This window comes from Streptomyces sp. WAC 04229, assembly GCF_003947455.1.
GTDB lineage: Bacteria > Actinomycetota > Actinomycetes > Streptomycetales > Streptomycetaceae > Streptomyces.
The window spans coordinates 1-15,306 of the sequence record NZ_QHJH01000173.1 but is presented as its reverse complement, the minus strand read 5'-3'; the positions used below and the strand labels follow the sequence as shown (position 1 = coordinate 15,306).

At 71.9% G+C, this 15,306-nt stretch carries 12 protein-coding genes and 3 tRNA genes; 5 read left to right on the top strand and 10 right to left on the bottom strand.

Going from position 1 to position 15,306, the window contains the following annotated elements:
- Window positions 1–245: 245 nt before the first annotated feature.
- A complete protein-coding gene (locus DMH12_RS30515) occupies window positions 246–1,469 on the top strand; it encodes an RNA polymerase sigma factor (RefSeq protein WP_125494655.1) in 1,224 nt (407 codons plus the stop codon).
- 21 nt (window positions 1,470–1,490) lie between these two features.
- On the opposite strand, the gene DMH12_RS30510 is transcribed toward DMH12_RS30515, so the two are convergent.
- From DMH12_RS30510 to DMH12_RS30485, 6 genes are all read right to left on the bottom strand, one after another.
- Window positions 1,491–1,907, bottom strand: coding sequence for a universal stress protein (locus DMH12_RS30510; RefSeq protein ID WP_125494654.1), 417 nt, complete (start codon window positions 1,905–1,907; stop codon window positions 1,491–1,493).
- Between the two features lies 1 nt (window position 1,908).
- Window positions 1,909–3,414, bottom strand: a complete 1,506-nt coding sequence (locus DMH12_RS30505) for an APC family permease (RefSeq protein ID WP_125494653.1) — start codon at window positions 3,412–3,414, stop codon at window positions 1,909–1,911.
- Between the two features lie 127 nt (window positions 3,415–3,541).
- Window positions 3,542–5,470, bottom strand: coding sequence for an ABC transporter ATP-binding protein (locus tag DMH12_RS30500; protein WP_125494652.1), 1,929 nt, complete (start codon window positions 5,468–5,470; stop codon window positions 3,542–3,544).
- Window positions 5,470–7,203 (bottom strand): ABC transporter ATP-binding protein, encoded by a 1,734-nt coding sequence (locus DMH12_RS30495; protein WP_125494651.1) that lies wholly within the window; start codon window positions 7,201–7,203, stop codon window positions 5,470–5,472. The genes DMH12_RS30500 and DMH12_RS30495 overlap by 1 nt, the downstream gene beginning before the upstream one ends.
- Window positions 7,204–7,361: 158 nt before the next feature.
- Window positions 7,362–8,816, bottom strand: coding sequence for an FGGY-family carbohydrate kinase (locus tag DMH12_RS30490; protein WP_125494650.1), 1,455 nt, complete (start codon window positions 8,814–8,816; stop codon window positions 7,362–7,364).
- A 55-nt stretch (window positions 8,817–8,871) separates the two neighbouring features.
- Window positions 8,872–9,177, bottom strand: a complete 306-nt coding sequence (locus DMH12_RS30485) for a YtxH domain-containing protein (RefSeq protein ID WP_122620255.1) — start codon at window positions 9,175–9,177, stop codon at window positions 8,872–8,874.
- Window positions 9,178–9,326: 149 nt separating this feature from the next.
- Between DMH12_RS30485 and DMH12_RS30480 the strand changes: the two genes are divergently transcribed.
- From DMH12_RS30480 to DMH12_RS30470, 3 genes are all read left to right on the top strand, one after another.
- Window positions 9,327–9,399: transfer RNA gene (locus DMH12_RS30480), tRNA-Asn, on the top strand.
- A gap of 5 nt (window positions 9,400–9,404) precedes the next feature.
- Window positions 9,405–9,477: transfer RNA gene (locus DMH12_RS30475), tRNA-Asn, on the top strand.
- Window positions 9,478–9,666: 189 nt separating this feature from the next.
- Window positions 9,667–9,740 (top strand) — tRNA-Ile (locus DMH12_RS30470).
- A gap of 346 nt (window positions 9,741–10,086) precedes the next feature.
- Here the strand turns inward: DMH12_RS30470 and DMH12_RS30465 are convergent.
- Complete coding sequence (locus tag DMH12_RS30465; protein ID WP_221763143.1) at window positions 10,087–10,635, bottom strand: DUF6328 family protein; 549 nt, start codon at window positions 10,633–10,635, stop codon at window positions 10,087–10,089.
- Between the two features lie 235 nt (window positions 10,636–10,870).
- Between DMH12_RS30465 and DMH12_RS30460 the strand changes: the two genes are divergently transcribed.
- Window positions 10,871–11,713, top strand: a complete 843-nt coding sequence (locus DMH12_RS30460; protein ID WP_125494649.1) for an RNA polymerase sigma factor SigF — start codon at window positions 10,871–10,873, stop codon at window positions 11,711–11,713.
- Between the two features lie 96 nt (window positions 11,714–11,809).
- Here DMH12_RS30460 and DMH12_RS30455 read toward each other — a convergent pair whose 3' ends face one another.
- The 3 genes from DMH12_RS30455 to DMH12_RS30445 all read right to left on the bottom strand — a co-directional run bounded on the left by DMH12_RS30455 (window position 11,810) and on the right by DMH12_RS30445 (window position 15,148).
- Window positions 11,810–12,442, bottom strand: a complete 633-nt coding sequence (locus DMH12_RS30455; protein WP_125494648.1) for an ANTAR domain-containing protein — start codon at window positions 12,440–12,442, stop codon at window positions 11,810–11,812.
- 176 nt (window positions 12,443–12,618) lie between these two features.
- Window positions 12,619–14,055 carry a GAF domain-containing protein gene (locus DMH12_RS30450; protein ID WP_125494647.1) on the bottom strand — a complete coding sequence of 479 codons (1,437 nt, stop codon included), beginning with the start codon at window positions 14,053–14,055 and terminating at the stop codon, window positions 12,619–12,621.
- A gap of 43 nt (window positions 14,056–14,098) precedes the next feature.
- Window positions 14,099–15,148, bottom strand: a complete 1,050-nt coding sequence (locus DMH12_RS30445) for a rod shape-determining protein (protein WP_125494646.1) — start codon at window positions 15,146–15,148, stop codon at window positions 14,099–14,101.
- Window positions 15,149–15,306: the final 158 nt, after the last annotated feature.

The following is a 15,306-nucleotide window of genomic DNA, read 5'->3' as shown; positions in this document are numbered from 1 at the left end:
GGCCGCCTCACCCGCCTCTCCGGCCACGGCGACCCGGCCGAACTGGCGGCCGTCCAGAACGAACTCTGGATCCTCCAGCAGTACGACCAGAACCTCCGCGTCCACGGCGCCGCCGCCCTCTAGTCCCGACCCCGGGTAACCAGGCGGTCACCCCCCGGACGCAAAAAGTCACCGCACGCCCCTCGTGGCGGTGATGTGTCGTACCCCACACTGGGGGCGGTGCCTGAGTCCTCGGAGTGTGGCCGATCCGTTCCGGCGGGTCCCCGGTTCCCGCGGTTCCGTTTCACGGCGTACGGGGCGGACGGCGGCGAGCGAGCCGACTCCGCCCCCCGAAGTACCGCCGCCGGCCCCCGCCGGCCGCGTCCATCCTGGAGGTCGCCCCCGTGCAGACCCAGACCCTCACCCAGACCGACGCCAGTACCGACGGCGCGGAGCCGGACGCCGAGCGCGGGGTCCTCGTCGCCATGCCCCCGGAGAACGAGCCCGCCGAGCCCGCCGAGCCCGCCGAGCCCGCCGGGTCCGTCGAACCGCCGCCGCCCACCCGTACCGAGTCCGGTGGGCCCTCCTCCGACCTGTTCCGGCAGTACCTCCGCGAGATCGGGCGGATCCCGCTGCTCAGCGCGGCCGAGGAGGTCGACCTGGCGCGGCGCGTGGAGGCCGGGCTGTTCGCCGAGGAGAAGCTGCGCCTCACCCCCGATCTGGACAGCAGCCTCGCCCTCGACCTGGACCGGATCGTCGTCCTGGGCCGGGTCGCCAAGCGCCGCCTGATCGAGGCGAACCTGCGGCTCGTGGTGTCGGTGGCGAAGCGGTACGTCGGGCGCGGACTGACCATGCTCGACCTGGTCCAGGAGGGGAACCTCGGGCTGATCCGGGCCGTGGAGAAGTTCGACTACGCCCGCGGCTACAAGTTCTCCACCTACGCCACCTGGTGGATCCGGCAGGCCATGTCCCGCGCCCTGGCCGACCAGGCCCGCACCATCCGCGTCCCGGTCCACGTCGTGGAGCTGATCAACCGGGTCGTCCGCGTCCAGCGCCGCATGCTCCAGGAACGCGGCTACGAGCCCACGCCGCAGGAGGTCGCCGACCACCTGGACCTCGCCCCCGAGCGGGTCGGCGAGGTGCTGCGCCTCGCCCAGGAGCCGGTCTCGCTGCACGCCCCGGTCGGCGAGGAGGACGACGTCGCCCTCGGCGACCTGATCGAGGACGGCGACGCCGCCAGCCCCGTCGAGTCGGCCGCCTTCCTGCTGCTGCGCCAGCACCTGGAGGCGGTCCTCTCCACCCTCGGCGAGCGCGAGCGCAAGGTCGTCCAGCTCCGCTACGGCCTGGCCGACGGCCGGCCCCGCACGCTGGAGGAGATAGGCCGCATCTTCGGCGTGACCCGGGAGCGGATACGGCAGATCGAGTCCAAGACCCTCAACAAACTCCGCGACCACGCGTACGCGGACCAGCTCCGCGGCTACCTGGACTGAGCCGGGCCACCGCGGCGGCCCTCACGCCTCCGTCGGCACGCACAGCACCGGGACCGTCGACAGGTGCAGCAGCTTGTGCGGGGTGGAGCCCAGCAGGGCCCCGCGCATCGGGCTCTCGCCCCAGCTGCCCACCACGATCACCCGCGCCCCGTGCCGGGCGGCCGCCGTGAGCAGGGCCTGGGCGGGCTTCTCGTCGATGATCTCGACCGTGCTCGGCACCCCCGCCTCGTCCGCAGCCTCCACGGCATGGCGCAGCGCCGTCCGCCCCGCCTCCACCAGCGCCTCGTGGTGGGAGCCGTACTCCTCGCCCATGGACCCGGGGGCCGCGGCACCGTAGACGAGCACCAGCGGCTCGCCGAACGCGGCCGACACCTCCACCGCGACCCGCAGCGCGCGCACCGCGCCGGCCGACTCGTCGTATCCGAGGACGACCGACATCTCAGCTCTCCTTGTCCGTCAGGGGCTCCGGGCCCGCCACACCGGGCCGCTCCGACCAGAACGCCGGTGACACGAACCGCCACACGAGCATCACGACCACCCCGACCAGGGCGATGCCGATGCCGATGACCAGCGGGGGACCGAGCCCCAGCCAGGACACCCCGCTGTAGGAGTTGGCGGGGTCGGCCATGTCGATCACGGACTCCACCAGCAGCCAGATCAGCAGCCCCGCCCCGACCAGCGGACCCACCCCGATCAGCAGCAGGTTGCGCAGGCTCTCGGTGAGCCGGCGCCGGTAGTACACCGCGCAGGCGATGCCCGTCAGGGCGTAGTAGAACGCGATCAGCAGCGACAGCGCGGTGAGCGAGTCGAAGAGGGCGTTCTCGCTGATCTGCCGGACCACGAGGTACCAGACGATGGCGATCCCGGCCACCCACCAGGTGCTCACGTCGGGTGTCCGGTAGCGCGGGTGGATGCGGCCGAAGCGGGCGGGCAGCGCCTGGCGGCGGGCCATGGACAGCGCCGTGCGCGAGGCGGGGATGATCGTCGTCTGGGTCGAGGCCAGCGCGGACGTGGACACCGCGAGCAGCACCACCCAGTCCCAGCCGCCCATGGCCTCGCCGGCCAGCAGGGCGAAGACGAACTCCTCCTCCCCGGCGTTCTCGGAGAGGAACAGCGGCCCGGCGTACGCCACCACCGCGAAACCCACCGCCACGTACGTCACCAGCAGCACGATCGTCGACCACACCGCGGCCCGGCCGGGGGCGGACGCCGAGTCCCTGATCTCCTCGGTGAGGTTGACCGCCGATTCCCAGCCCCAGTAGATGAACACCCCCAGCAGCAGCGCCGCCGTCAGGGACGCACCCCCGGAGCCGAAGGGGTTCATCCAGTCGGCCGCGGGTTTGACCGAGTCGAGGGTGCCGGTGCCCGCGTAGACCCGGTACAGCGCCACCACCGCGAAGGCGAGCAGACAGGCGACCTGCGCGAGGATCAGCACGTTCTGCACCCGGGCCGACAGCTCGGTGCCGATTACGCACACCCCGGTCATCACCAGGATGACCAGCACCGTCAGCAACTGCCGCACGACCTCGTTCTCGGCCCAGCCGTCCAGCCCCACGGTCAGCAGTCCGAAGGTGACGGCGACGTCCGCGAGCGAGCCGACGACCAGCACGCCGGTCATGGCGATGGCCCACCCGCCGAGCCACCCGGACCACGGGCCCATGGCCCGGGTGACCCACGAGAAGGTCGTCCCGCAGTCCTGGTCGACCTTGTTGAGGTAGTAGAACGCGGAGGCGATCAGCAGCATCGGCACGAAGGACGCGAACATCACGCCGGGCGCGTAGATCCCGACCAGCGCGACGACCGGGCCGATGACCGCCGCCAGCGAATAGGCCGGTGAGGTCGCGTTGAGTCCGATGACCAGCGCGTCGACGAAGCCGATCGCGTCGGCCTTCAGGCCGGCCGGACGGCCGGCGTCTCCCTCGGTTCCCTCGGTGGTGGTGGCCATGGCCCCTCGCTCCGGTGTGCGGGCGTCGGCCGGACAAGGGAATTGTCCCGCTCCCTACCAATATGAGGGGACTGGGGGGAGATCTCATCCGGACGACGCCCACGGAGCCCCGACGGGGGCGGACGGGCTACTCCACCTCGGCCACCGCCTGCGCGAACTGCGCCCGGTACAGCCGTGCGTACGCCCCGTCCGCCGCGAGCAGCGCCGTGTGCGTGCCCTGCTCGACGATCGACCCGTTCTCCATCACCAGGATCGTATCCGCGTCCCGGATCGTCGACAGCCGGTGCGCGATCACGAACGAGGTCCGCCCGTGCGCCAGCTTGGCCATCCCCTTCTGGATCAGCACCTCGGTACGGGTGTCCACGGACGACGTCGCCTCGTCGAGGACGAGGATCACCGGGTCGGACAGGAACGCCCGCGCGATGGTGATGAGCTGCTTCTCACCGGCGCTCACCCCCGAACCCTCGTCGTCGATCACGGTGTCGTAGCCGTCGGGCAGCGTCCGCACGAACCGGTCGGCGTGCGCGGCCCGCGCCGCCTCCTCGATCTCCCCGCGCGTGACCTCCCGGGACGCCCCGTACGCGATGTTCTCCGCGATGGTGCCGCCGAACAGCCAGGTGTCCTGGAGCACCATGCCGATGCCGGCCCGCAGCTCGTCCCGGGACATCTTCGCGATGTCCACGCCGTCCAGCGTGATCCGGCCGCCGGACACCTCGTAGAACCGCATCAGCAGGTTGACCAGGGTCGTCTTGCCGGCCCCCGTCGGTCCGACGATGGCGACGGTGTGACCCGGCTCCACCTTCAGCGACAGGTCCTCGATCAGCGGCTTGTCCGGGTCGTACCGGAAGGACACCTGCTCCAGCGCCACCCGCCCGCGCAGGTCCTCGGGCCGGGTGCCCGGGATCGGGTCCGCCGACTGCTCCTCGGCGTCCAGCAGCTCGAAGACCCGCTCCGCCGAGGCCACACCCGACTGCACCAGGTTCGCCATCGACGCCACCTGCGTCAGCGGCATGGAGAACTGCCGGGAGTACTGGATGAAGGCCTGCACGTCACCGATGGACAGCGAACCCGAGGCCACCCGCAGGCCGCCGACCACCGCCACCAGCACGTAGTTCAGGTTGGACACGAACATCATCAGCGGCTGCATGATGCCGCTGTTGAACTGCGCCCTGAACCCGGCCTCGTACAGCTCCTCGTTCTGCTCGGCGAACTGCTTCGCCGACTCCTCCTGCCGCCCGAACACCTTCACCAGCGCGTGCCCGGTGTACATCTCCTCGATGTGCGCGTTCAGCTGCCCCGTCGTACGCCACTGCCGCACGAACTGCGGCTGCGACCGCTTGCCCACCCGGGTGGCCACCACGAACGACAGCGGCACGGTCACCAGCGCGACCAGCGCGAGGATCCAGGAGACGTAGAACATCATCGCCAGCACGCCGATGATGGTGAGCAGCGAGTTGATCAGCTGGCCCATCGACTGCTGGAGCGTCTGCCCGATGTTGTCGATGTCGTTGGTCGCACGGCTGAGCACCTCGCCGCGCTGCCGCTTGTCGAAGTAGGACAGCGGCAGCCGCGACAGTTTCGTCTGCACGTCCTCGCGCAGCCGGAACATGGTGCGGTTGACCGCCCGGTTCACCAGCCGGGTGGCGACCGCCATCAGCAGCCCGGCCACCGCGAACACGGCCAGCGCCAGCAGCAGCACCCGGCCCACCGCGTCGAAGTCGATGCCCTGGCCCGGGGTGAAGTCGGTGCTGCGGAGCATGTCGGCGATCTGGCCGTCCCCGCGCTCCCGCATGGACCGCAGGACCTGCTCCTTGGTGGCCCCGGACGGCATGTCCCGCCCGACGATGCCCGCGAAGACCAGGTCGGTGGCCCGGCCGAGGATCTTCGGCCCGACCACGCTCAGGCCGACGCTGAGGACGATGCAGCCCACCAGGGTGAACAGCGTCGCCCGCTCCGGCCGGAACCGGGCGACGAGCCGTTTGCCCGACCCCTTGAAGTCCATCGAACGCTGGTCGGGGCCGCCCCCGGCCATCATGCGACCCGCCGGTCCGGCCATCAGGCGGCCTCCGCTTCCGTCAGCTGGGAGAGCACGATCTCCCGGTAGGTCTCGTTGTCCGCCATCAGCTCGTGGTGCCGGCCGACGCCGACCACCCGGCCCTCGTCCAGCACCACGATCCGGTCCGCGTCCCGGATGGTCGCCACCCGCTGCGCGACGATCACCACGGTCGCCTCGGCCGTCTCCCGGCCCAGCTCGGCCCGCAGCGCCGCGTCGGTGGCGTAGTCGAGCGCGGAGAAGGAGTCGTCGAAGAGGTAGATCTCCGGACGCTGGACCAGCGTCCGGGCGATGGCGAGCCGCTGCCGCTGGCCGCCCGACACGTTGGTGCCGCCCTGCGCGACCGGCGCGTCGAGTCCGCCCTCCAGCTCGGAGACGAACTCCCTGGCCTGCGCCACCTCCAGGGCGTGCCACAGCTCCTCGTCCGTGGCGTCCGGATTCCCGTAGCGCAGGTTGGTCGCCACGGTGCCCGCGAAGAGGTACGGCTTCTGCGGCACCAGACCCACGATCTTGGCCAGCACCTTCGGGTCGACGGTCCGTACGTCCACCCCGTCGACCAGCACCTCCCCGTCGGTGGCGTCGAAGAGCCGGGGGACCAGCCCGAGGAGGGTCGACTTTCCGCTGCCGGTCGAGCCGATGACGGCGGTCGTCTCGCCCGGCCTGGCGGCCAGCTCGATGTTCCTGAGCACCGGCTCCTCGGCCCCCGGGTAGCGGAAGCCCGCGCCGCGGATCTCCAGATGCCCGTGCCGGCGCAGCTCGGTGACCGGCGCCACCGGCGGCACCACGCTGCTCTCGGTGTCCAGGACCTCCTGGATGCGCTCGGCGCACACCTCCGCGCGCGGCACCATCATGAACATGAAGGTGGCCATCATCACGGACATGACGATCTGCATCAGATAGGCGAGGAACGCGGTCAGGTCGCCGATCTGCATCCCGCCGCTGTCGATCCGGTGGGCGCCGAACCACACCACGGCGATCGACGACAGGTTCACCACCGTCATCACCACCGGGAACATCAGCGCGAGCAGGTTGCCGGTGCCCAGCGCCACCTCGGTGAGGTCGGTGTTGGCCTTCCGGAAGCGCTGCTGCTCGTACTCGTCCCGCACGAAGGCGCGGATCACGCGGTTGCCGGTGATCTGCTCGCGCAGCACCCGGTTGACGGTGTCCAGCCGCACCTGCATCGCCCGGAACAGCGGGCGCAGCCGCCGCACGATCAGCGTGACGCAGACCGCCAGCACCGGCACGACCGCGACCAGCACCCCGGACAGCGGCACGTCCAGACCGAGCGCCATCACGATGCCGCCGACGCACATGATGGGCGCCGACACCATCAGCGTGAACGTCATCAGGGCCAGCATCTGGACCTGCTGCACGTCGTTGGTCGTCCGGGTGATCAGCGAGGGCGCGCCGAAGCCGCCCAGCTCGCGCGCCGAGAAGGACTGCACCCGGTCGAAGACGGCACCCCGCACGTCCCGGCCGAGGGCGGCGGCCGTGCGCGCGCCGTAGTAGACGGCGCCGATGTTGCACACCACCTGGGCCAGGGAGATGCCGATCATCAGGGCGCCGTAGCTCAGGATGTAGCCCGAGTCCCCCTGTACGACACCGTTGTCGATGATGTCCGCGTTCAGGGTCGGCAGGTACAGCGACGCGCAGGTCTGCAGGAACTGCAGCGTCACCAGCAGGGCGATGGATTTTCGGTAGGGCTGGAGATGGGTCCGCAAAAGTCGTATGAGCACGCTGGGTCTCTCGGGGTCGGCGACGGAGGCAGGTGGTTGCCCCTGGCCCCTATCGTCGGACACTCGACCAGCGTTACCTCAACCGATTAACCCAAGAGCGCGGCAAATTCCGGCCTACGAGCGCCACCGCCGGCGTCAGGTCGGCAGCGCGCCGCGCGTCAGGTCCGCAGCGCGCCCGGGTGGGTCTGCTCGCGCACCGAGACGAACTGCTGCCGCACGGCCTGGCCCACCGCCAGCTCCTCGCCCGGCTCCAGCACCTGGGCCACCGCGCCCTGCCAGACGGGCGGGGTGCGCGGGTCCAGCGTGCCCTGGGAGGCGCCCAGCGCCCAGGCCGCCTGCCGGGCCGAGCCGATCGCCGCGTAGTCCGCGGGCTGCGGCACGACGACCTGCGTCCCGAACAGCGCGGGCGCCGCCGCCTGCACGGCCGGCAGCTCGGCCGCCGCGCCCAGCAGGAAGACCCGGCGCACGTCCACGCCCCGGCCGCGCAGCACGTCGAGGGCGTCGCCGAGACCGCACAGCATGCCCTCGAACGCGGCCCGCGCCAGGTGCTCCGGCCGCATCGACTCGCGCCTGAGGCCGGCGAGGGTGCCGGCGGTGTGCGGCAGGTTCGGCGTCCGCTCGCCTTCCAGGTAGGGGAGCAGCACCAGCCCGTGCGCGCCGGGCGTCGACTTCATCGCCAGCTCGGACAGGCTCTCCAGGTCCGGCACGCCGAGCAGCTCGGCGGCGCCGCGCAGGGTCCGTACGGCGTTCAGGGTGGTGACGACCGGCAGGTGCATGCCGGTGGCGTCGGCGAGGGCGGTGATCATCCCGGACTGGTCGACGAGCGGCTCGGTGTGCACGGCCATCACGGACCCGGACGCGCCCAGCGACACCACCGCGTCGCCCAGCCCGATCCCGAGCCCGAAGGCGGCGGCCTGGGTCTCGCCGGTACCGGCGGAGATCAGCAGCCCCTCCGGTGTCGTGCCGGCGGCCTCGGCCGGGCCGATCACCTCCGGCAGCATCACCTGGTGGCCGAGCGCCAGCTCGACCAGGTCGGGCCGGTAACCGCCGGTCGCCGCCGACCAGTAGCCGGTCCCGGAGGCCCCGCCCCGGTCGGTGGTCCGCCGGACCGGCCGTCCGAGCAGCTGCCACACCAGCCAGTCGTGGGCCTGGAGCAGGACGGCGGTGCGCGCGGCGGCGTCCGGCTCGTTCCGCGCCAGCCAGCGCAGCTTCGTCACGGGCTGCGCGGCCTGCGGCACCGAGCCCACGGCCTGCGCCCACGCCTCACGGCCGCCGAGCCCGTCGATCAGATCCGCCGCGGCCACCTGCGCGCGCTTGTCGCCGCCCACCATGGCCGGGCGCACGGTGTTGCCCTGCGCGTCCAGCGGCACCACGGAGTTGGCCTGCGCCGACACGCCGATGGCCTGCACGCCCTCCAGCAGTCCGCCGCCGGCCGCCTCCCCGAGGGACAGCAGCCAGGCCTGCGGATCGACGTCCGCGGGCCGGCCCCCGCCCTCGGGGCTCTCCAGCGGGTGCGGCGCGTAGCCCTGGCGCAGCACCGCGCCCGTCTCCGAATCGCAGACGACGATACGAGTGAAATCGGGCGAACTGTCCAACCCGGCGACTATCCCCATGCCCGAAATTCTGCCGCACCGGGAGGCGTGGCCGTACCCGGTGGGGGCTTGCGACTCAGGTGTTGCTGGTGCCCCAGTCGTCCGGGCCGGTGCCGTTCGTGCTGCGTTCCCGCAGGGAGCGGACCCGCTGGGCCACCGAGTCGGGCATCCGGTCACCCACCTTGTCGCTCACCACGTGGTACGCCCTGTCCGCGAAGTGCCGGCCCTGCTGGGCCGCCGACTCGGCGGTGTTGCGCACCGCCGGGTTCTGCGCGACCTGCCGCGCGGACTTCCGCAACTGCTCGTAACGCTCCCGCCCGGCCTTCGTGCCGAGCACGTATCCCGCCGCCAGTCCGACGACGAACGTGAGCCGGTAACGCATGGCTGCCACCCTTCTCTTCGCTGGCTCCGAGGTGCCGGAGAGTACCGATTGGCGGAGCACCCCCCTGCTTGCGCTAATGTATGTGTCGCAGCGAGCGCGCGCCCCCTGGCGAATACCCAGGTCGAGGCGTTCGATGCGATACGAGACTTTCCTCGGTAGCTCAATTGGCAGAGCAGCCGGCTGTTAACCGGCAGGTTACTGGTTCGAGTCCAGTCCGGGGAGCTCGGTCCTCCGTAGCTCAATTGGCAGAGCAGCCGGCTGTTAACCGGCAGGTTACTGGTTCGAGTCCAGTCGGGGGAGCACGGTGAACGAGGGCCCCTCAGGGGTCCTTTTTCATGTCTCCTTCCCTGTCCCGGGAACCACGCGGCACGCCGCGGAGTCCTCAAGGTCATGAAGGCGTCGCGGCAGCCGACCATCCGAGGCAGGAGATCGTATGAGCGGCTATGCTGCGGCAGACGGCGCGCACACCTGTACGCGACACGCCGCTATGGGGCGGTAGCTCAGCCGGTTAGAGCAGCGGACTCATAATCCGTCGGCCGTGGGTTCGAGTCCCACCCGCCCCACTCCTGCCCTCTCGGGCAAAATCGTTCTGACCTGCGTCGGAGCGTCCGGCGTCGGACGCCGGCACCGGGCCCGCGGCCGATTCTCCCCGCCGGGCGGCCTCGGACCGGCCGTGACGCGCCGGAAGATCGCCCGGACGGAGTCTCCCGCACCACCGGTGGCGCGGGCGGCGATCTCGGGCAGGACCCCGGTGGGGGTGCCGCCCGTGTCCGGCACGTCCACGGCGCAGCCCTGACGCGCGATCAGCGGTGGGGACGCGGCACGGCGGACCGGCGCCGGAACGAGAGGGCCGACGGCCACCAGGAACCCGTCGGCCTCTGCCACTACGCGCTGAAGGGTGCCTCCCTCTCATGCCCGCTCATCGCGGGCGGAGCGTCGGCGGAGCCAGACAGGCAGCCCGTACCAGCACAAGGCGAACCACAACATGACGCCGCCGACCAGCAATTCGGCGAGCAGGCCCGGCACCACGACGTGAAGGAGAAGCAGCAGCGTGCCGCCGATCGTCAAGGCGAGGAGCACCAGTCCGCAGACCATCAGCCGGCCCGCGACCTCGACGATGTGGTCCTTCATGCGTTGCCCGGACAGGAGGCGGTGTATGGACACCGGCGCGATCAGCGCCCCCGTACCGGAGGCTCCGAGTATCACAGTGATCACGTACACCACGTGATCGAAGGTCTCCAGTTTGTGGAAGTACGGCGTGAAGGCCACGCTGAGCAGGAATCCGAAGAGAATCTGCACACCGGTCTGCGCGACCCGCGTCTCCTGCAGGATCTCGTTCCATCTGCGGTTCAAGCGCTCTCGTTCCGGCTCTCGACGTTCCGGGACCGTCTGATGTCCCGGCTCACGGCAAGAGGGGCAGTCGGGCTGCGGTGCGCTGGACGGCGACTGGCCGGTCATGGTCATGGCATCCTCCTCGTCCGAGAACCCCCGCATGCCCGCCTCCGCCGAGTTCACGTCACGCCGGACCACTGCACGCGTACGCCCCGGCGACTCTCTCGTCCTCCGCGCCGGCGCATGCGTGACGTCGCCAACGAAATTGGAGGGCGGAGGCATGCGGGGCGACGAACAGGGCAGACGCAGCTGCGTCGGCGCGAGCCGACGGCCACAGGGGCGGTTCACCGGGAGGGAAGACGTGACAACGACGACCGTAGAGACTGTCGAGCGTTCCACCGGGTTGCCGGACATCGGCGACCCGTCGAAGGTGGCGCCCAAGGACGCGCGGGAGTTGTCGCGGCTGTTCTTCGACCGGCTCTCGAAGCTGGAGGAGGGCACGCCCGATTACCAGTACGCACGCAACACGCTGATCGAGATGAACATGTCCCTCGTCCGCTTCGCGGCCGCCCGGTTCCGCAGCCGCGGGCCGGAGGAGATGGAAGACATCGTCCAGGTCGGCATGATCGGCCTGATCAAGGCCATCGACCGGTTCGAGCTGACCCGCGAGGTCGAGTTCACCTCCTTCTCCGTGCCGTACATCGTCGGTGAGATGAAGCGGTTCTTCCGGGACACCTCATGGGCCGTGCACGTGCCCCGGCGCCTGCAGGAGGCGCGCATGCAGCTGGCCCGGGCAACCGAGGAGCTGAGCACCCGGCTGGGCCGCACCCCCACCACCAAGGAACTGTCCGAGCTGATGAACCTCCCCGAGGACGAGGTCGTGGAGGCGCGTCTGGCGTCCAACGGCTACAACTCGTCGTCCCTGGACGCGGCCATCAACGGCAGCGAGGACGGCGAGTCCGCCCTCGCGGACTTCATAGGCGCCGATGACACCGCGCTCAGCCTGGTCGAGGACTTCCACGCGCTCGCTCCGATGATCTCCGAGCTGGACGAACGCGACCGGCAGATCATTCACTGGCGTTTCGTCGACGAGCTGACGCAGAAGGAGATCGGCGAACGCCTGGGCGTGTCCCAGATGCACGTCTCCCGTCTCATCTCGCGCCTGCTGGCGCGGCTGCGCGAGGGCATGCTCACCGAGAGCTGATCCGCCTGCCGGCCCCGCCCTTTGAGGTTCCCTCTCCCGGAGGGCCCACCGACTTCGACCGGTGCTCCCCCGGCACGGTCTCGGAGCCGGCCGGTGTCAGCGGCCGAGCCTGGACAGGGCCGTGCGCAGGGCCGCCCGTACCTCCGGGGGTGGCGGCGGGCCGTCGTTCTCGGCGCCCGCCGTGACCGCGGCGGCGATGTCGCGCAGCTTGGTGTTGGAGAGCTGGGAGGCCTCCCGGAGGATGTCCCAGGCCTCGTCCGAGGTGCAGGTGTGCAGGGCCATCAGTACGCCCCGCGCCTGGTCGATGACCGGACGGGAGGCGATCGCGCGGCGCAGCTGGTCGACCTCCTCCTCCAGGACGTGCAGCCGCTCGGCGACGGTCGTGGTGCGCAGCGGGTCGGTGGTGTCCAGACCGGCCAGCTCCAGGACGCGCAGCGGCTGGCCCCGCCAGTTCGCCGTCGTCGCCGGCACCGCCTCCCGGTGGCTGTAGCCGCCCAGCAGGTCGAGGAAGCGCAGCCCGCCCGGGTCCATGAACTCCACGTCGCCCATGTCCAGGTCGAGCCGGGAGACGCCGGCCGGCAGCGCGGCCAGGGCCTCGGCCAGGATGTCCGTGCACCCGTGGACCAGCCGGCCGCGCGCGACGAGCAGCGCCCGCCCGGCGGCCACCCTGCCGTCGATGACCAGAAAGGCCGGCCGCCCCGCCAGACGCGGCGGTGCCGTGGAGGTCATGTCACCGCCCTGTCCGTCCGTGTCGGTCCCCGACAGCCCTGGCGGACGCCCGCGACGTCGCTCAGTCCCCTTCGTCGTGGCGCCTGCCCGCCGTACGGCCGACTACACCCGACGCCGGGGAATGAGCGGCCGAAGAGAGGGTAAAGGCAGTGCCTCCGCGCCCCGGGGCCGCGCGGTCACAGCGGCGACCACCAGGTCGTCGTCGTGCCGTCCGCCGGGCGCCCGGCGCCCTCCTCGCGCTCGCCGTCGTCGAAGACCGTCAGCCGTACGCCGTCCCGGCCCCCGTCCGCCGCCGCGCCGGTCGCGTCCACGGTGACCTCGACCCGGGAGACGGCCGCGCGGGCCGTCGCTTCGGTCAGGGCGCGGCGCAGGGCGGTGAGCAGATGTCCGGCCACCGGTTCGGGTACGCGGGTGTCGACGGCGCCCCTGAAGTGGGTGGACGGGGCGAAGCCGAGCCGGGCGGCGGCGGACGCGGTCTCGCGCAGGACCCGGCCGCGCAGACCCGTCGGCGGATCGGCCGGCGGCTGCTGGAGCGCGAAGATCGCCGTACGGACCTCCTGAACCGTGGACCGCAGCTCGTCCGCCGCCCGCGCGAGGATGTCCCGCACGTCCGGGGCGCCGCCCCGGCGCCCCGTCGACTCCAGCATCATCCCGGTGGCGAACAGCCGCTGCACCACCAGGTCGTGCAGGTCCCGCGCGATGCGGTCGCGGTCCTCGAAGACCGCCAGCCGCTCCCGCCCGCGCCGTGCGTCGGCCAGCACCAGGGCGAGCGCGGCCTGCGAGGCGAACTGGGTGGCGAGCCGCCGCTCCAGGTCCGTGTACTGGCGTTCGCCGCGCCGGCGGGGCAGGGCGAGGGTGCCGATCAGCCGGCCGTTCGCCTGCAGCGGCAGCATCATGCTCGGCCCGAACCGGTGCCGTACAGGCGTCGTCATCCGCGGATCGGTCGCCGAGTCGGTGAGGAAGACCGGTTCGCCGCCGAGCAGTTGCTCCAGGACGGGGCTGCCCGGCGCGATGGTGGCGCCGACGATGCCGCCCGGGTCGTCGGGCGTCGACGCGGTCACGATCTCCATGCCGCCCTCGGCGGTCGGGTGGAGGATGACGCCCGCGGAGGCGTCGGCGAGCAGCCGGGCCCGCTCGGCGACCGTGGTCAGCGCGTCGTCGGCACCCTCCTCGGTGAGCAGCGCCGTGGTGACGGCCGCCGCGCCCTCGATCCAGCGCTCGCGCTGCCGTGCCGTCTCGTACAGCCGGGCGTTGCCGATGGAGATGCCGGCCTGTGTCGCCAGCACCCGCACCAGTTGCTCGTCCTCGGCGGTGAAGGGTCCGGCGTCCGGCCTGCCCACCAGCCGCAGCTCGCCGAACTCCTCGTCGCGCACGTGGACCGGCACCCGCAGCCGGGGCGCGGTCGCCGCCACGGGCTCCGGGCCGGGGGTGCGGATCTCGGCCAGACCGTCCCGGCCGGGGTCGCGCATCGCCAGGGCCGCCCGGTCGGCGCCGGTCAGTTCGGCGGCGCCGTCCACGAGGTGCTGGAGGGTGCTGCGCAGGTCGAGGTCGGTGCCGACCGCCAGGACGGCTTCGAGGAGGCGGGTCAGTCGGGGCGCGTGCCGCGCGGTCATACCGTCCGTGTCCCTCGGCGTGCTCGGCTCCCTCGGCGGCGGGTCAGTCGGCCGCGGCCGGCTGGAGCGAGATCGGCTCCACCCGGCCCTCCAGCATGCTGCCGAGGCCCTGGACCGCGCACACGTCGGGCCGCTCCGCGATGTGCACCGGCATGCCCGTGGCCTGACGCAGCATCTGGTCGAAGCCGGGCAGCAGCGCGCTGCCGCCGACCATCATGATCCCCCGGTCGGCGAGGTCCGCGACCAGGTCCGGCGGGCAGTCCCGCAGCACCCGTCCGATCCCGTCGAGCACGGCCGTCAGCGGCGTCTGGATGGCGTTGCGCACCGACGCGGTGTCGACCTGCACCGAGCGCGCGAGGCCGGTCGCCACGTCCCGGCCGTGGATCTCGGTGGACGCCGGTCCCTGCGGGGTCAGCCCGTTGCCGGACAGGGTCAGTTGCAGCGGACGTACGGACTGGCTGGGCAGCACCAGCTCGTGCTGGTGGCGCAGGAGCTGCACGATCGCGTGGTCCACGGCCTCGCCGCCGACCGGGATGCGGGCGGCGGTCACGATCGAGCCGAGGGAGAGCACCGCTACCTGGGTGGCGTGCGCCCCGCACACCATGATCATGGTCGCCTCCGGCTGCTCCACCGGCAGTCCGCACCCGACGGCCGCGGCGATCAGCGTGTCCACCAGTTCCACGCGGCGCGCGCCGAGTCCGACCAGCGTCTCGATCGCCGCCCGCTGCGCCAGCGGATCCGCGTCGTGCGGGGTGCAGGCGGCCGCGCGCAGCCGGGGCTTGCGGCGCAGGGTGCGGCGGATCTTGTCGCCGAGCAGGTGCCGCAGCATGCGCTGGGCCATCTCGATGTCGACGACCGTGCCGCCGGACACGGGCCGCACGACCCGGATGTAGCCGGGGGTACGGCCGGTCATCTTCTCCGCGAACTCCCCGACCGCGATGAGCGCGCCGGTGCGGGTGTTGACCGCTGCGGCGGAGGGCTGGTCGACGACGAGCCCGGCACCCTTCACGTACACGCGGGTCCGTGCCGCGCCCAGGTCGACGGCGAAGTGGCAGCGGCGCAGCTGCTCCAGACTGGCGGTACTGGCGGTCATGGCGGATCCTCCCGAGAGCGCGGCCCCGCGGCCCGCCCCGGGGGGGGCCTTCTTGGCTCCTGCGCGGGGGGGGGGGGGGGGGGCCCTCCGGCCTTGTCTTTTTTACCCATCCCCGCCCCCCCGACCAAGCCGAAACTACGTTTCCCCGCTTTTCGTGT